Source organism: Candidatus Poribacteria bacterium (genome assembly GCA_028820845.1).
Taxonomy (GTDB): domain Bacteria; phylum Poribacteria; class WGA-4E; order WGA-4E; family WGA-3G; genus WGA-3G.
This window is the reverse complement of record JAPPII010000114.1, coordinates 25,830-41,163: the sequence shown is the minus strand read 5'-3', so window position 1 is coordinate 41,163 and position 15,334 is coordinate 25,830. Positions and strand designations below refer to the sequence as shown.

The 15,334-nt window shown below is 46.7% G+C and carries 11 protein-coding genes; 1 reads left to right on the top strand and 10 read right to left on the bottom strand.

What is annotated here, in order from left to right; all coding sequences use genetic code 11:
- Window positions 1-30: 30 nt before the first annotated feature.
- The 9 genes from OXN25_20620 to OXN25_20580 all read right to left on the bottom strand — a co-directional run bounded on the left by OXN25_20620 (window position 31) and on the right by OXN25_20580 (window position 12,242).
- Complete coding sequence (locus OXN25_20620; protein MDE0427264.1) at window positions 31-3,243, bottom strand: T9SS type A sorting domain-containing protein; 3,213 nt, start codon at window positions 3,241-3,243, stop codon at window positions 31-33.
- Window positions 3,244-3,260: 17 nt separating this feature from the next.
- Window positions 3,261-4,355: a hypothetical protein gene (locus OXN25_20615; GenBank protein MDE0427263.1), complete on the bottom strand. Its 1,095-nt coding sequence runs from the start codon at window positions 4,353-4,355 to the stop codon at window positions 3,261-3,263.
- Between the two features lie 165 nt (window positions 4,356-4,520).
- Complete coding sequence (locus OXN25_20610; protein MDE0427262.1) at window positions 4,521-5,585, bottom strand: hypothetical protein; 1,065 nt, start codon at window positions 5,583-5,585, stop codon at window positions 4,521-4,523.
- 345 nt (window positions 5,586-5,930) lie between these two features.
- A complete protein-coding gene (locus tag OXN25_20605; protein ID MDE0427261.1) occupies window positions 5,931-6,158 on the bottom strand; it encodes a hypothetical protein in 228 nt (75 codons plus the stop codon).
- A 12-nt stretch (window positions 6,159-6,170) separates the two neighbouring features.
- Window positions 6,171-7,862: a cohesin domain-containing protein gene (locus tag OXN25_20600; GenBank protein ID MDE0427260.1), complete on the bottom strand. Its 1,692-nt coding sequence runs from the start codon at window positions 7,860-7,862 to the stop codon at window positions 6,171-6,173.
- A 134-nt stretch (window positions 7,863-7,996) separates the two neighbouring features.
- Window positions 7,997-9,169, bottom strand: a complete 1,173-nt coding sequence (locus OXN25_20595) for a WD40 repeat domain-containing protein (GenBank protein MDE0427259.1) — start codon at window positions 9,167-9,169, stop codon at window positions 7,997-7,999.
- Window positions 9,170-9,182: 13 nt separating this feature from the next.
- Complete coding sequence (locus OXN25_20590; GenBank protein MDE0427258.1) at window positions 9,183-10,496, bottom strand: hypothetical protein; 1,314 nt, start codon at window positions 10,494-10,496, stop codon at window positions 9,183-9,185.
- A gap of 10 nt (window positions 10,497-10,506) precedes the next feature.
- Entirely contained in the window at window positions 10,507-10,824 is a 318-nt protein-coding gene (locus OXN25_20585) for a hypothetical protein (protein MDE0427257.1), read from the bottom strand.
- A 59-nt stretch (window positions 10,825-10,883) separates the two neighbouring features.
- Window positions 10,884-12,242 carry an RNA polymerase sigma factor gene (locus OXN25_20580; protein MDE0427256.1) on the bottom strand — a complete coding sequence of 453 codons (1,359 nt, stop codon included), beginning with the start codon at window positions 12,240-12,242 and terminating at the stop codon, window positions 10,884-10,886.
- Between the two features lie 439 nt (window positions 12,243-12,681).
- Here OXN25_20580 and OXN25_20575 point away from each other — a divergent pair, with 439 nt between their 5' ends.
- The gene (locus tag OXN25_20575; protein ID MDE0427255.1) at window positions 12,682-14,274 is read left to right on the top strand and encodes an AAA-like domain-containing protein; all 1,593 of its coding nucleotides are present in this window, start codon (window positions 12,682-12,684) and stop codon (window positions 14,272-14,274) included.
- Window positions 14,275-14,478: 204 nt separating this feature from the next.
- Here OXN25_20575 and OXN25_20570 read toward each other — a convergent pair whose 3' ends face one another.
- On the bottom strand, window positions 14,479-15,324 hold the full coding sequence (locus OXN25_20570) for a formylglycine-generating enzyme family protein (protein ID MDE0427254.1): 846 nt from the start codon (window positions 15,322-15,324) through the stop codon (window positions 14,479-14,481).
- Between the last annotated feature and the right edge of the window lie 10 nt (window positions 15,325-15,334).

Sequence of the window (15,334 nt, the reverse complement as noted above, 5' to 3'; positions counted from 1 at the left end):
TCCTTCTATCTTCCCAATCCTCATAGAGCCCTACTTCCGTATCAACATCTTCCGCGTCGCACTGAAATCGCCTGCAGTCAACGTATAGAAATACAAACCACTCGCCACAGGTTCACCGAATTCGTTGCGACCGTTCCAATACACCGCACGGCTTCTGCTTTGATAGATACCCGCAGGTTGATACCCTAAATCAAGCCTCCGAACCAACATGCCATTTACAGAATAGATGGACACTGTCACATCCGATGTTCTTGACAACTGATAGGGAATCCACGTCTCGGGGTTAAATGGATTCGGATAGTTCGGCAGCAGAGTCATCCCCGTTGGAATCACAACATTGAGGGTTGGTGCTGCCAACCCCTGCTTACCAATCAGCCGAGTTCCATTAAAAAACTCCACACTCCACCCTTCACACGGGTTTTCGTCACACGCAACTTTATTGGAGGCATTCCAACGGATCTTCCACCAAGTATAGCCATTCGCTGTCCTTGGCCCATCGGTTATCCTGCCTGTGGCACCGTCCCAGACACCTCCTATTTGGTCAAAAGCTGTGCCAGCACCGCTTCTTACCCGAAGACCGTTAAAACCACCACCAACGGTATTTTGGGCGAAAACGGAATCCCTGATACGCAACCCCGGGGTTTCAACCGTAACCCTGACAGCAGTTGAGCAGTTATTATTCGTATTGCTCTCATCTCGCACACTGTCCACACACGCGCCGAAATAGTAGGTCCCCGGCGTATTCGGTGCCGTGATATTATCCCATTCGTTACTCGTCTCATCGGCATCCAATGAACTCACAGAATCCGTATCAACTTCTGTATCTGAAGTTGAAATGCTCGCGTCCGAGGAACGGTAGTAACGTAACCTCGTTGAACGCGATTCCCCACTCCCTCGGTTTCGGACAGTCGCAGATAATCGAAAACGCTCGCCCGGCTCAACTGTACTTTCACTCGCTGAAATCGATTCAACCACTAAATCAGGTGTCAATACTTCAACGGTAATTCTGATAGCATTAGAGCAATTGTTGCTTGTATTGCTCTCATCATTGACACTGTCTATACAAACGCCATAATAGTAAGTACCGGCTGAATTGGGTACGCTGAGGTTTTCCCATTCCTCGTCGCTCTCATTTGGATCTAAGGATATGACAGAGTCGGTATCCACTTGGGTATCGCTCCTTGAGATAGATGAATCAGTTGAGCGATAGTAACGTAACGTCGCGCGATTTGCTTCAGCCGCACCTTGATTACGGACAGTAGCATAGAGCCTGAAACGTTCACCGGGGGCTAATCTGCTCTCACTCACCCGAACGGATTGAATCACTAAGTCCGGCAAATTAGAAGGCTGAATATCGCGATTGATAACAGGAACTCCGACTTCAGTAGCGACATTATTAAAAATATTCGTATCGTCGGCGATGCCAGATAGCCACGCACCGTAATAATAGGGTCGCGGCGTTGATGGAGCGTTTAATCTGAATGACTTTGTAGTGCTTGTCCCTGACGCAAGCGGATCCAGCTGTACCGTTCCTTCCCTATGTATCTTATCTTCCGAAGTTCGCCCTTGAATGAGCGAATAATAATAGGAAAGAGCGAAAACTCCAGAAGCAGCAGGACCGTTGTTATGGATAGTGATAGATAATGTAAAGGATTCACTTGGTGTCAGGGTGCTTTTACTCACTGTAACAGATTGGATGGCAAGGTCAAAAGACGTTGGATCCTGCACAGGAGGCGTAGAAGTGACAGTCACAGAAATACTTTGTGAGGCAGTTGATACCCCATCGCTCGCTGCTATGTGAATCATTGTGTTCCCAGCACGCTGAGGGGTAATTGTTACATCAGCTCCCGACACGCGCACAGTTGCCACATTCGTGTTATCCGAGCGGGCAGTGTAGGTCAGTCTATCGCCATCTGAGTCACGGAAATAACTGGACACGTCCACCCGCCGAGCATTACTATTCGCTATCAACGTTAGCGGCGTAAGTGTTCCAATTGCCGCCGGGGATTGGTTCGTAGGCTGTGTGGGTTGTGTGGGCTGCGTCGTTTGTCCGGATTGTACTTCCACCGTAAAACGTTGGGTCGCCGTCAAACGTCCATCACTCGCCGTTACGGACACCGTCGTATTCCCGACACGCAACGGGGTAATCGTTACTATGCCCCCTGATGCATTCGCTGTTGCAATATTCGTGTTATTAGAAGATGCCCTATAAGTCAACCTATCACCGTCCGGGTCTCGGAAATAGATAGAAACATCGACCTGTCGAGAGGCACCTGCCACGAGGCTCTGCGTTGGAATTCTACCGACTGCCACAGGTACCCGATTCGTCGGAGTGCCAACGGTGATAGCGAGCTCTACAGAACAATTATTGTCCAGATTGCTTTCATCACTACGAAGCGGACTTTCGACACACGCATCGTAATAGTACGTCCCTACCCTATCCGGTGCCCGCAGGCTGATGCTCTGCTCACTCACCTCAGACGGTGACAAACGTCCTATGCGATCTGTCCCTATTTTCCCGCCATTGGGATCGTGGTAATTCAACGCTGTAGGCAGAGAGGTTGCTGTCCCTTGGTTACGGACGGTGACAAACAGTGTAAAGTTTTCCCCTGGCCCCACGACATTACTGCTTGCTAAAATGGATTCAACCACTAAATCCGGTAAAGCCGGTGCTTGCACAGTGATAGCAATGGCTTGGGAACAGTTATTGGCTGTCTCGCTTTCGTTCTGAACACCGTCAACACATACGCCGTAGTAGTAGGTACCCGGCACATCTGGTGCTATGATTCTGAAGTTCTTGTTCCTGGTTCCACCGGAACTGATAGCCCCCATGTCGGCTATCTCTATTTGTGTGTCGTCTGTCGAAATATTAGCATCAGCAGATTGGTAGCAACGTACCTTTGTGGCAGCGGACCGCCCTGTTCCTGCGTTTCTGATTGTAGTAGAAAGCGTAAAACCTTCACCGGGGGTTAAGATGAGTTTACTGACAGAAATCGATTGAACAACTAAGTCTGGTTCCGGAGATCTACCAGTCACAGTGACAAAGATTAGACGTGTAACATACTTCTTTCCATCGCTCGCTGTTACCTTTACCGTCGTGCTGCCTACAGCATCCTGAGAATGAATAATAAGACTCGTGTCAACCACCTGTGGTAACACTATATTTGTATTATCAGAACGCGCAGTGTAAGTAAGTTCGTCCTTGTCTGGATCCTGAAAGTAGTTTGATAAGTCTAAGCGCACGGCAGAACCACCCGATGTTAGGGTTTGCCCGGAATTGCGCCCACTTCCACAGGAGCCCTATTAGGCTCTGGTACAGTCACATCCCACGTCACCGAGTCAATTTCGCCAGTCCCGTCTATGACAACTGCTCTCACTTCATACGTGCCGGGAAAGAACCAAGAGTAACTCACTTCATGTTTGTATTGGTAGGGCCAATTAGGTCCAAAGTTTCTGATGCGTTGTCCATAAAGCTGAGAATTATTATCCTCGCTAAATACAATACTGCTAATCTTATAATTAATGCTTCCATCTGGATCTGTTGCCTGAACTCGAAATTTCTTTTTTGCCCCTTTTTGAACAGTAACTGACTGTGTAGATGGAGAAAGCAGTTTTATCTCCGGAGCTTGGTTGGGAGGGCCAACTTGTATTGACCATGTAACCGTTTCCACACCTCCCGCCTTAGACCCAACCGCGGCAGTTACTGTATAAAGCCCAGAAATGTTCCAGACATATCTTACCGAAGCAGAGGGAGTAACAAATGGAACGAAATAGTCTTTGTATTTTGTAGGTTGATCGATAGACGAAAATTCAATATATTCAATATCAGAATCGCTGCTCGCTTCAATCTTAAATACCAGAGGGTCCCCTACATCAATTTGGAGCTGCCTACGAAGTGGAACAAACTTTTTTATCTCTGGTTGATCTGATCGAACATATACATTCCATACCTCTGTATATTCACGGTCAATAGTACTGACGGTTGCAACCACTTGATAAGGAGAAAAATTTAATTCATTCCATTTGTAAGTGATTGAGTGCTCAAGTTTACCACATATAGGCCAATTACATGAATCTTTGTCCCTTTTGGTCTGTCCATCTGCAGAAAATTCAATGGATTTAATAAAATTCCCGAGGTTAGTTTGTGCGCGAATCTTAAATTTCTGACTTTCACCAGGTCTCAAATAAACATCAGAAGAATTAGGTTCTTTATGTATCGTTGGTCCCCATTGGGCATCTGAAACAGCAATAATTAAATCCGACAAAAGACAAAAAACAAAAAGAACACATAGAATCCCAATAATCTTTTTGATGTTAACCTTCCAATCTCTTAACAAAACAAAATAGCGAACCATAACACTCTATCCCTTTCAAACATTGTATTTAACTGAGAGCAGTACATAATCTCATTCGTAGTAGCGCAATTTTGCGGCGTACTCGTCCAAATGCGACGTGCATTATTACGCTCTTGTGCGTTGGTTGCAACAGGCGATGAATCGCCTCACTACGAACTATCAAGTCTACAATTTAATGGCAGTGATAAAAGTGATGCTGATTTCGGTTTCATTACCGGCAGCGTCCCGAACTTTGCCTCTGATAACATAAGTAGTCTCGTTGCCAATCTCTCTGCCTCTGACAAGTTCAAGTCTCCCTCGGTTGCCTTTAACGCTGCCCAACCAACCGACATCATGGCCGGCTTCAGTCTGCAGCGCGATGTTACCAGTGACATCTTCACTGAAGGTAACTTCAATCACAGCATCATTATTGATCTTCTGGGGATCGACATCTTTGTCACCATTTTTGACGGTTCCATCAATGACGAACGGAGCTAAGATATCCGGAGCAATGACAATATAAGATAACGTCTGCGTGCCATCAGCCCACGTAATCGTGAGATTCAGAGGACCGGGCGCGAAGGGTCCTCTGATCGTAACCGTTCTACCAGCAACAGTGGCGGTCCCCGCGCTCACCGTTACATCACGGGGGCTACTGTCAAAAATAGTAACAATAGTTGCATTGGGAGCGATTCCACTCCCCGATGGGGGGCGCGCTGATATGAACCATGCAGTAGGTAACAATTCTTTTACTTCCACCAGAATATGTGAAGGATCTCCTACATTATAGATTGGAAAGTCAAAATCTTTCGGAATTCTGTGACCACCGAGCGACTCATCAGGTAAATCTCTTTGAAGTAACTCAAGATCAACCACAAGACCTTTGCCGACAACAGAAACTACGGGTAACGACTCAATCCTGATCTCTCGGCTAAAATGAAACGTATTGTTAAGCGTTTCGGAGTTGTTCTTAGACTTAGGGATGATTACCCAATCCCTACCATTTATCCACACCGCTAAATCAGTTTTAGGGGAAGGGTCCGCCTTAAGCCGCCACCAGACCTTTTCTCCTTCTTCCAATTTTTCGGTTTTGATCTTCTCGATCGTGATGGTTGGAATTTGGTCCTCATTATCCAGTTCAGAATCGGTGACACTACCATCATTACCTCTAAAATCATCACCGCCGCATCCCAAAAAACAGCCCAGAATTAACATGAGTGCCAAAGTTTTCCAATATAACCACTTTTTCATCTTTTTCTCTCCAATTTAGGCTACAACCAAATTATGTAACCCAAGTTGCCAGTTTGTAGCATAACCTGTTAGGTTGTGCATTTGAGGACGCAAACTGAATGAAGATTAATTTATTAATTCGGTAATTTTCAAACGTGCGATAAATCGCACTACTACGAACCGGTCCGTTTGTAGTAGGGCAATTCATTGCCCGTTAATTAACGAAATATTTTCTTAAACTTCATACAGTTGCGCTACAAAATACTTGGATTATCGACAGTTTTGAGTAAAAAACGACGTATGCATGTCTAAAACCGTGTAAGTAGCAACTTGGATTTACGTAGTGCAATTACGTTTTTATGGACCCTACTTCCGAATCAGGAGTTTTCGCGTGGCAGTAAAATCCCTGGCTTTAAGCGTATAAAAATAGACACCACTTGCCACGGGTTCACCGAATGCATTTCTACCATCCCAATACGCCGCACGGCTTTTGCTCTGATACATACCTACAGGTTGATGCCCTAATGCCAACGTGCGTACCACTGTGCCATCTACCGCATAGATAGTTACCGTCACGTCTGCGGGTGCTGCCAACTGATACGGTATTCACGTTTCTGGGTTGAAGGGATTCGGGTAGTTCGGCAAGAGTGTTGTCTCTTTCGGAGTCAATGCTGCTAAGAGTTGCTCTAAGTAGAGAATACCGCGTTGAGAGATTGCATCTGTCAAGTTTAAATGTCGTGCTTCAGACAGCCACTGTTGTACTTGCTCTCTTGTCAGAGCACCCTCCAAGTCAAGACTCCATGCTGATGGTGCAGCTGTTTCACCTCCGAGCGCGCCAGCAACTTTAACCAAGTCTACAACATTGACAACACCATCCTCATTGATATCTGCGGCATCACTACTGACCTGTTGTCCGAACTTTGAGGCAACCAGCACTAAATCCAAGATGTTCACAACGCCATCTCTATTCACATCTCCAAAAATGGGGACAATTACCTTTGCACTTTCAAAAGTAGGGACATAATTAAGTCCATTTGTCGCAACAAGGTAGCCCGAGAGACTGACAGTTGATGCTTTTACAGCCACCACCTCAAATATGAGAGTTCCGAGTATACCATCGCCGTTCCCCACACCGTTTGCAAAATAGTTACCCCGCAATCTTGAAATATATCCAAGTGCTGACGGATCAAAGTCAATCGTGAACTCAAAGTCTTTTACATTTTGTCCCCCGGTAATTTCAATGTCAAAGGCCAGTCGTTCACCGATAGCTGGAGACAGTATTGAGGAAGGTGTAAGGTTTACGACCGCGGAGGAAGGCAATAGGGAAGGTTCTTCAACCTTCACCCCATAAACGAAGTGGGGCAAGTGCTCACCCGTGCTGTCGGTGATAATTACATTAGATAAATTAATGACGGAGTGTTTGACATCAACCACCTCAAACGTTACCGTCGCAAGCGTACCATCTCCGTTGCTGACCCCGGTGAGCGAGGTTGATCCAAGCGTTACTCTGTTCTCGCCTATAACGGGTGGCACGAAAAACGCTCCAAGCGGCAGGTAATCGCCGTTGCTGCTCTCAATATAGCGGAGGGCGGTCGCATCAAATTCCAAACTCATCTGATATCCACCTACATTTTCCCCCGCAAGGATACTGACCCTAATAGTAAATTGTCCACCAATAGCCGGAGACACCACCGGATCAGGCGCAATGTTGACATGGGTAGAAGGCATTCTCCATAATCTGATAGTTTCATCTCCGCTCCCACTTGCGAGCATCTTTCCATCAGGACTAAACGCTACGCTCGAGACCCAGTCCGTATGTTCGGTGAGTGTGTGTATGAGTTCGCCTGTGACGACATCCCATAATCTGATAATTCCAATTCCATCGCCGCTCCGACTTCCGCGCCCACTTGCGAGTATCTTTCCATCAGGACTAAACGCTACACTATAGAGCGAACTATACTCTCTGAGTGTGTTTATGGGTTTGCCTGTGGCGATATCCCATAGTTTGATTGTATCATCCTGACTTCCACTTGCGAGTATCTTCCCATCAGGACTAAACGCTACGCTATAGACCTGATACTTATGCCCTATAAGTCTGCGTATGAGGCTGCCTGTGACGGCATTCCATAATTTGATAGTTCTATCTCCGCCACTTGCGAGCATCTTTCCATCAGGACTAAACGCTACGCTGAAAACAGCATCCCTATGCCCTTCAAGACTCGTATAGGGAACATGTTGGGCAAAGGTGTTTAATGAAAATATGATCAGAAGAACAAATAACGTTGTAATTGTTTTCATGGTAAAAATCTCCTTTTTTAGGACTACGGTTTGAATGAATCTTGGCAGGCATAAAAAAAACGCACCTATCTTTTGAACGATATCCTGAAATTCGTATTGAAACGATAAGTTGTAAAGAGACCCACATGGTTTTCTCACTTGATAATAGAGCGCGTCTGAAAGCGAATACGTTTGTCAGCACTACCACTGACAAGGGTTTGTCCATCCGGACTAAAGGCAACACCATAAATTGCCTTCCGATGCCTTGTGAGTGTCTCTATGTGTCTCCCAATGGTAGTATCCCATAGGATAATTGCCTTGTCAGCACTTCCACTGGCGAGGACTTGTCCATCTGGACTGAACGCCACGCTATAGACAACCTTCTCGTGTCCGGTGAGTATGTGTATATATTTCCATGTGGTAGTGTCCCATAGGATAATTGTCTTATCCCAACTGCCACTGGCGAGGATTTGACCATCGGGACTGAACGCTATGCTATAGACGGCTCTCTTGTGTCCAGTGAGCGTCTGCTTGTATTGCCCTGTTGTTGCATCCCAGAGGATGATTGTGTTGTCTGCGCTGCCACTGGCGAGGATTTGACCATCGGGACTGAAAGCCACACTATAGACGGTATCCGTATGACCAGCAAGGGGGTCTGTGGGTCCTACGAAAGGTCCCGTAGGTCTGGCGAGAGTTTTTATGTGTTCTCCGGTGGTTGTGTCCCATAGGAGAACCGTGCTGTCTTCACTGCTGCTTGCAAGGGTTCGTCCATCGGGACTGAAAGCCACGCTATAGACGGTATCCGTATGTCCGACGAGGGTACCTGTGGGTTCGACGAAGGGACCCGTGGGGCTGGCGAGAGTTCTCGTGTGTTCTCCGGTGGTTGTGTCCCATAGGATAATTGTGTTGTCTTCGCTGCCACTGGCAAGGGTTTTTCCATCGGGACTGAACGCTACACTATGGACAGTATACCTATGCCCGACAAGCGTCTTCAGATGTTTTGTATTCGATACGTTACCATCCGACGACATCAATTGGGAAGTAACCCTCGCAGCTTTCCACGGATTGATTGTTTTGTCCACACTGACACTGTTAGAAATTTTTAATCCCGTTTGCTTTTCCGCTGTAGCACTCCACAGACCGATTGTCTTGTCCGCACTTCCACTTGCGAGAATTTGCCCATCCGGACTGAACGCTACGCTGTAGACGGCATATCTATGCTCAACGTAGCGGGTGTGGATGTTTTCTTGCGCCACAAGCGTGTTCGGTAAATAGGGTGCTAAGGTCAGAAACAGCGTTAAAGAAACGGAAAGTAGCGTTTTTTTCATTATGGAAATTACCTTATCTTATGAGGGACGAAACAAGATTCGTATCGAAACGATAAGTCGCCGAAATTCCCACACGAAAGAGGTCTTCTGCGTACTTCTGTCCATCGTCATTGACGATACGTTCCCACCTACCGAAGACTCCTGAAAGGTTCCAAGAGAAGTCTTCGTCCTCGCCAAGAGAACCAATACCAGCAGTGATTCCGGTAACACCCACAGGATCCGTGTTGTTTTCATCCACAAACGGAATCAGGTCGCGAAAGGCACCAATACGAACCGGAAAGTCGAGTCCTAAATACTCTGCACCAATAGCAACGTTAAAACCGTCGTCAATAATGGGACGTTCACTAACATCATCCCCTCTCCACTCAAGGTCAGAAAATGGACGGGATTGTATTTCTGCAGCGACAATGAATTCAGGATTCACCTCGTATTCTACCCCGATTCCCCACATAGCGGGCATCGTTAACTCAAGATAATCTTGATTTCTCTCTGTGTCAAGGTCGCCATCCTCGGTAATTTTCACGATCGTTTCTCCCAATTCCCATTCAAATTCTGGGCGGTACATCAGACCCACAGAGAGTTCAGGGGTTAGTTCAGCAAGAGCTCCAAGCCTTAGGAACAGTGCTGACTGTTCTCTCTCCACATCTATTTTCCAGTGTCTATCTGAACTTCTACCTTCACTTGTACCGATAATTGCCCCCAGGGTCCGGTTGAACGTTGCACCAAAGAAATATTTGTCTTGGAAATTAAGGGCAACCCCTGGGGTGAGTGTGCTCAAACTCCCGCGACTTCTGCCGGTGCTATTTGATGTAACGCGAACGTCCACGAACCTACCCTTTGATTCTGACCAATCTTCCACTGACCAGGCCGCCTCCTCTTCCACTTTCACTCCTTCATTCCGCTGATATCCAACACCAAACACAAGTTTCAGTTGTGTATCAGGTAACCGATAGGGTACTGCCAATGCAAGATAGGAGCGACTGGGGAAGGTTGGATACTTTGCCTCATAAGAATCATAGCGGTCCAATTCGCTTAGTGCTTCAGCCGTGATTGTCCCGTACAGAAGTTTTCCACCCACTTGTATCTGTGGCTCGGAGAACGTCGCGAGGATCGATGAATTAGAAAAGATAGCACCACTTTCTCTTGCGGTAGTGATTGCTGTTTTACCCATGGCGATGCTGCGATTGTCATACACTGTTTCAATGATTTCGGCATTCGGTGCTAGTATTCCAAAACCACTTTGTATTCCAAAATCATCTTGCGCCATTCCACTGCTAATAAAGACCAATAAAACGATACACAAAAACCCGTATTTAAGTAATTTCATAATTGAATTGTTAGTTCCTTTCTAATTTCTTTTTCAAAGCACCTGAAGTGATTGCTGGCAACAAACCACCAATTACTTCAGTAGCACCGCCATACATCACGCCACCTAACTGATTCCCGCCTGATTCACGGGATGCGACAATTATCTTGTTATACTTAGCAACTTGATCAGAACTATACGAAGGTGTTTTCGCAACACTGATATTTCCAGGATCAGCTTCTCTATGCTGTTCAAGTGCTACTTGAGCTACACCGCAACCGACCAACATTATTAAAATGTTAACTGGCACGAGGCGTATAATTAGGGAAAACGTTCTTGTGATTTTCACAATATCCTCCTATTTTTAAAGAGTGTTAAGTATTATTGGACACAAGGACTGTGTCCTGTTTATTTCGGAATAACGAATGCAAAACGACCTCTGTGGTCACGATCCTCATCGGATGCATTAAACAGTCTGTCAGGGCGTTTCGCATTTTCGACTTCAACGGTACCATTTGCAATCAGCCATAGACCGATACCGATTTCAGGGTGTGGGAATTGATCACCCCGCACGACACTGAAAATCTTCGGAAAGCCATCGCGAGTCAGAACAAACGGTTCACTCGCGACGAAAAACTTCCCCAGCCTCCCTTCGGTTGCCCAGTGTGGCTGGTCGAGAAATGACAGACGCAGCTGCGCGGCAGTCTCAACCGGGCACGTTTCGAGTCCCATCTGTTTTGCGCGATCATAAATGGTATCAAGGGTGGCGAACTCGCCCGCAGCAAATCCCATCTCCAGCATAGAAACAACAACGATATCAACCGTTGTTTCCACTGCCACCACCGGAAAATCCGGATTTTCAAGGGCTTGCGCCGACCATGCGCTGATCTGGCATTTTGCTTCGAGCAGTGTATTTAAAAGATCCCTACCACTCCTATGGGTTCCGAGTGTTATGGTAAAATCAGCAGTGAAACTCTTTTCATCGCGCAAAATAAATCCTATAAAGTTTTTGAAATATGGAAGGTATTGGCTGCTGCTACTGAAAATCAATAGGGTTGCTACAACCAAAGCAGTTCCAATAGCGACCCGCGGCAAGAACGGTTCCATTTTCGGAGAAGGTGTCGGTGTCATGTCAACAATTTTTCGCATGATGTTCTGCTTTATACTTGCTGATATCTGCACACCACCGAGAACTTCTTGGATCAAGAGCTCCTCTTCTTCTTGTAACCGTTTTCGGGCGCGACTCAGTCGAGTCCATATTGTCTGCGGCGACACCCCCAAGAATTCGCCAATCTCCTTCGCTGTCATTTCGCCGAGATAATGAAGCACCACCGCTGTACGCTCACCCTCCGGCAACTTGTCCAAAAGTTTTTTGACGATTTGAAAACGGTGTTCAGTTGCTTCTGCTTCGCGTTGTTCCCATACATAACGCTCATAATCAGATTTCACCACTTCTTCCATAGGTGTGTCCTCCAATGACTGCAACTGCTGCGCAGGTTTTTGTTCGCGCAGCCAATTCAGACAAACCCGATTCGCAATGACATACAACCATCCAGAAAACTGGCTCGGATTTTTCAACGTTGAAAGGTTTTGATAGGCGCGGAGGAAGGTCTCTTGCGTAAGATCTTCTGCATAGTGGAAATCATCGATTTTCTGCCACACGAGGGCGTGAACACCTTTTTGGTATTTTTTAACTAAAATGCTGAATGCTGAGTCGTCGCCTGATAAAACGGCATGAACCAATTGCGCATCGTCTTCTCTCGCCACTGAGTTCCCTCCTTAGGCACAGATTCGGCTGCATTGACATCCACAGAAACATCTAATTAAGCACTGCGTCTCGGGCTTTGTGCAATGCAATCTACACAATTATGTTATTATAGAATTGTAAAGACACATTCTGCCCTAATTGTTAAAGACACATTTTTTTGCCAAAACCTTACATCAGGTGAAAAAAAATATTTTGTCAGGCAATGATTTACGACTGTAGAAGGATCTCGGATTATGCCCACCCTCAGCCATTGAGGTTATAATAGGTCTATTTTTCTTTTTTTTTCAAATTAAATACAATTATCCTATACAAACCATAAAATCATACGATATTTTCTGGGAAAACGTAAAGGGGCATTTCGTTCACGCGCACCTTGACACACAGCACTCCGCGTGATACAATAAACGCATAAAAAAACCTAACAGCGAGGGGCATACTATGCGAACCTTCGGCACACACGGACCCGTCAATCCTAAAGAGAACTATATCGTCACACGCTCCAAGGAAACCGAGGATTTTATTCAACGCATTAAAAACGGAAAATACATCGTCATCTTCGCACCTCGACAGACAGGAAAAACAACCTTCTTTCAACAAGCAGTGGACAGACTCACCAAAAAAGAAGACCTCTATTTCCCTATCCAACTGAATGTTGAAACATACGCGACACTCACCGGCTCCGATTTTTATTCGGGATTCTCCGAAGATGTTCACGAGGCAATCAATAACGTCTTTGAGCAGCGCGGGAGCACGTCCCCTGCAGCCCTCATGCAATTTTTAGAAAATGCGAAACTCACCAACCCCGTCACAACCCGAAGGTTTTTTACACAACTCGGAAAGGTGTTAGCACCGCATCGCGTCGTTCTTATCATCGACGAGTTTGATGGGATTCCGCAGGATGCAGTCCAAGGCTTTCTGCACGCCCTCCGCCATATCTACATTGCTGGGAAGCCCCGATGTCCGCACAGCGTCGGTATCGCGGGGGTTAAGAACATCAGACAGCTCAACTATGATGCCTCTATCTCGCCTTTCAACATACAAGACGAATTCGTACTGCCCAATTTCACGCTGGCACAGGTGCGCGAACTTCTCATGCAGTATATCGATGAGGTGGGCCAAACTTTCGCCCCTGAAGTCGTTGAAACCCTACACAAACAGACGGCAGGACAGCCGTTCCTCGTCAATCGCCTGACCCAAATTCTGACCGAAGAACTGGGCGTCCCCAAAACGGAAATGCTGACAATGACGCACTTCGCAAAAGCACATACACGCCTGCTAAGGGAAGGGAACACCAACATCGATCATCTGCGAACCAATGTCCGCAGGGACCGGCACTTTGAAACCCTCCTCCTGAAAATCGCTTCTTACGATAGAGGCGTGCCATTCAATCCCGACGACACCCTCATAGAGGAACTCGTCACTTACGGCGTTATCGCAGCAGGTACTGATGGAATGTGTGAGATCGTTAACCCGATTTATCAACACCGCATTCTTCAGATATTCAAGCCGACAGTGAACGGACTTGAAGCGGAATACTTCTCTGAAGACACAAGGGCAGACTTCAGCGATTATCTCTCATCTACAGGTCAACTTGAGATAGAGGCACTCCTCAATAACTTTCAGGCGTTCATTGCACGCGCAGGATTCCGTATTTTGCAAGTCCCAGAGACACCCCAAGAATACGTTGGACAACACCTGCTTTACGCCTACTTGGATCACTTCGTCCGGGTCGTGGGTGCCAACATGTTTCTTGAAGTACAAACCGGTCGGGGCAGGATGGACCTCATCATCTTACACAAGCAGCAAAAATATATCGTTGAAACAAAGATTTGGGAAGGCGATAGGTCTTATCAAGCAGGGAAGCAGCAACTCGCAGCGTACCTTACATTGGAAAACGCAACGGAAGGCTATTACGTCGTCTTCGATCACCGTCAAAAACCCGAACCGTGCATAGAAACAGAGATGATCGATGGCGTGAAAATTCGGAGCTATGTTATTCCTGTTATACAAAAAGCCCCTTCAAACAGATAGGGGTGGCGGTCTACTTTCGTATCAACATCTTCCGCGTCGCCCTATTACAGAACTATAATCCTGAAAATCCTTGAATCCTGAAAATCCTGATTCTGAGAATAAAAAAATAGGCGCGATTCGGAAACCGCGCCTACCGAGAAGTGAAACTGACTACTAATCACTAATTACGAACTGCTCATTGCTAATCGCCAACCGCTACTCCCCCTACCTCACACACCGAAAACCGACATCGTCACTCGTGAAAATCGGAATGTCCGCACCCCGGAACGAGACCCGCGCATCCAGCGCGTGCGAACTCCAAGACCCACCCCGCAATACCCGGGAGTTTTCAATATTATCATACACATCTGAACACCACTCCCACACATTCCCTGCCATATCCGACAACCCGTAACCGTTCGTAGGATACCGTCCAACAGCGGTTGTTCCACCAATACCGTTGCCATAGTTGGCACTACTCGCATCTATAGAATCCGCATCTGTAGAATTGCGGCGTGGATATTTCCGATCAACCAGTCCACCGCGCGCAGCCTTTTCCCATTCCGCTTCGGTCGGCAGCCGTTTCCCTGCCCACGATGCGTACGCCCGTGCCGCATACCAACTTACGTAGACGACCGGATGATTTCCTTCCCCCGACGGATAACTATTTCCAACCCAGTTCTTAAGGTAATCCCCATCATGGTATCTCGCCTGAACACGACCCTTTTGCCACTGTAAGTTAGCATCTAAAAACCGTTTATATTCCGCATTCGTTACCTCGTACCTGTCCATAGAAAAGGCGTTGACATAGACGGAACGCACCGGCTGCTCATCTATAAATGCCTCCGGATCGTTGCTCCCCATCCGAAACGTGCCTGCCGGAATCCGCACCATATTTCCAGATACGACGACAGGATTGGGCTGTGTGGTAACAGGCAGCTGCGGCTCGGGTGGCACGGTTGTTGGAGTATCCATAATCGTATCCACGGTGTCTATGATTTCTACTTCTTCACCGCAGCCTGCAAGCATTACGAGACCCATCAATAAAACCAACACAACAAAAATCTTCACTTTTCGGATT

What these genes read in the sequence shown, in the direction of transcription:
- OXN25_20615 (MDE0427263.1), bottom strand. Translation starts at nt 4,355, where the DNA reads ATGGTTCGCTATTTTGTTTTGTTAAGAGATTGGAAGGTTAACATCAAA.
- OXN25_20610 (MDE0427262.1), bottom strand. Translation starts at nt 5,585, where the DNA reads ATGAAAAAGTGGTTATATTGGAAAACTTTGGCACTCATGTTAATTCTG.
- OXN25_20600 (MDE0427260.1), bottom strand. Translation starts at nt 7,862, where the DNA reads ATGAAAACAATTACAACGTTATTTGTTCTTCTGATCATATTTTCATTA.
- OXN25_20595 (MDE0427259.1), bottom strand. Translation starts at nt 9,169, where the DNA reads ATGAAAAAAACGCTACTTTCCGTTTCTTTAACGCTGTTTCTGACCTTA.
- OXN25_20590 (MDE0427258.1), bottom strand. Translation starts at nt 10,496, where the DNA reads ATGAAATTACTTAAATACGGGTTTTTGTGTATCGTTTTATTGGTCTTT.
- OXN25_20575 (MDE0427255.1), top strand. Translation starts at nt 12,682, where the DNA reads ATGCGAACCTTCGGCACACACGGACCCGTCAATCCTAAAGAGAACTAT.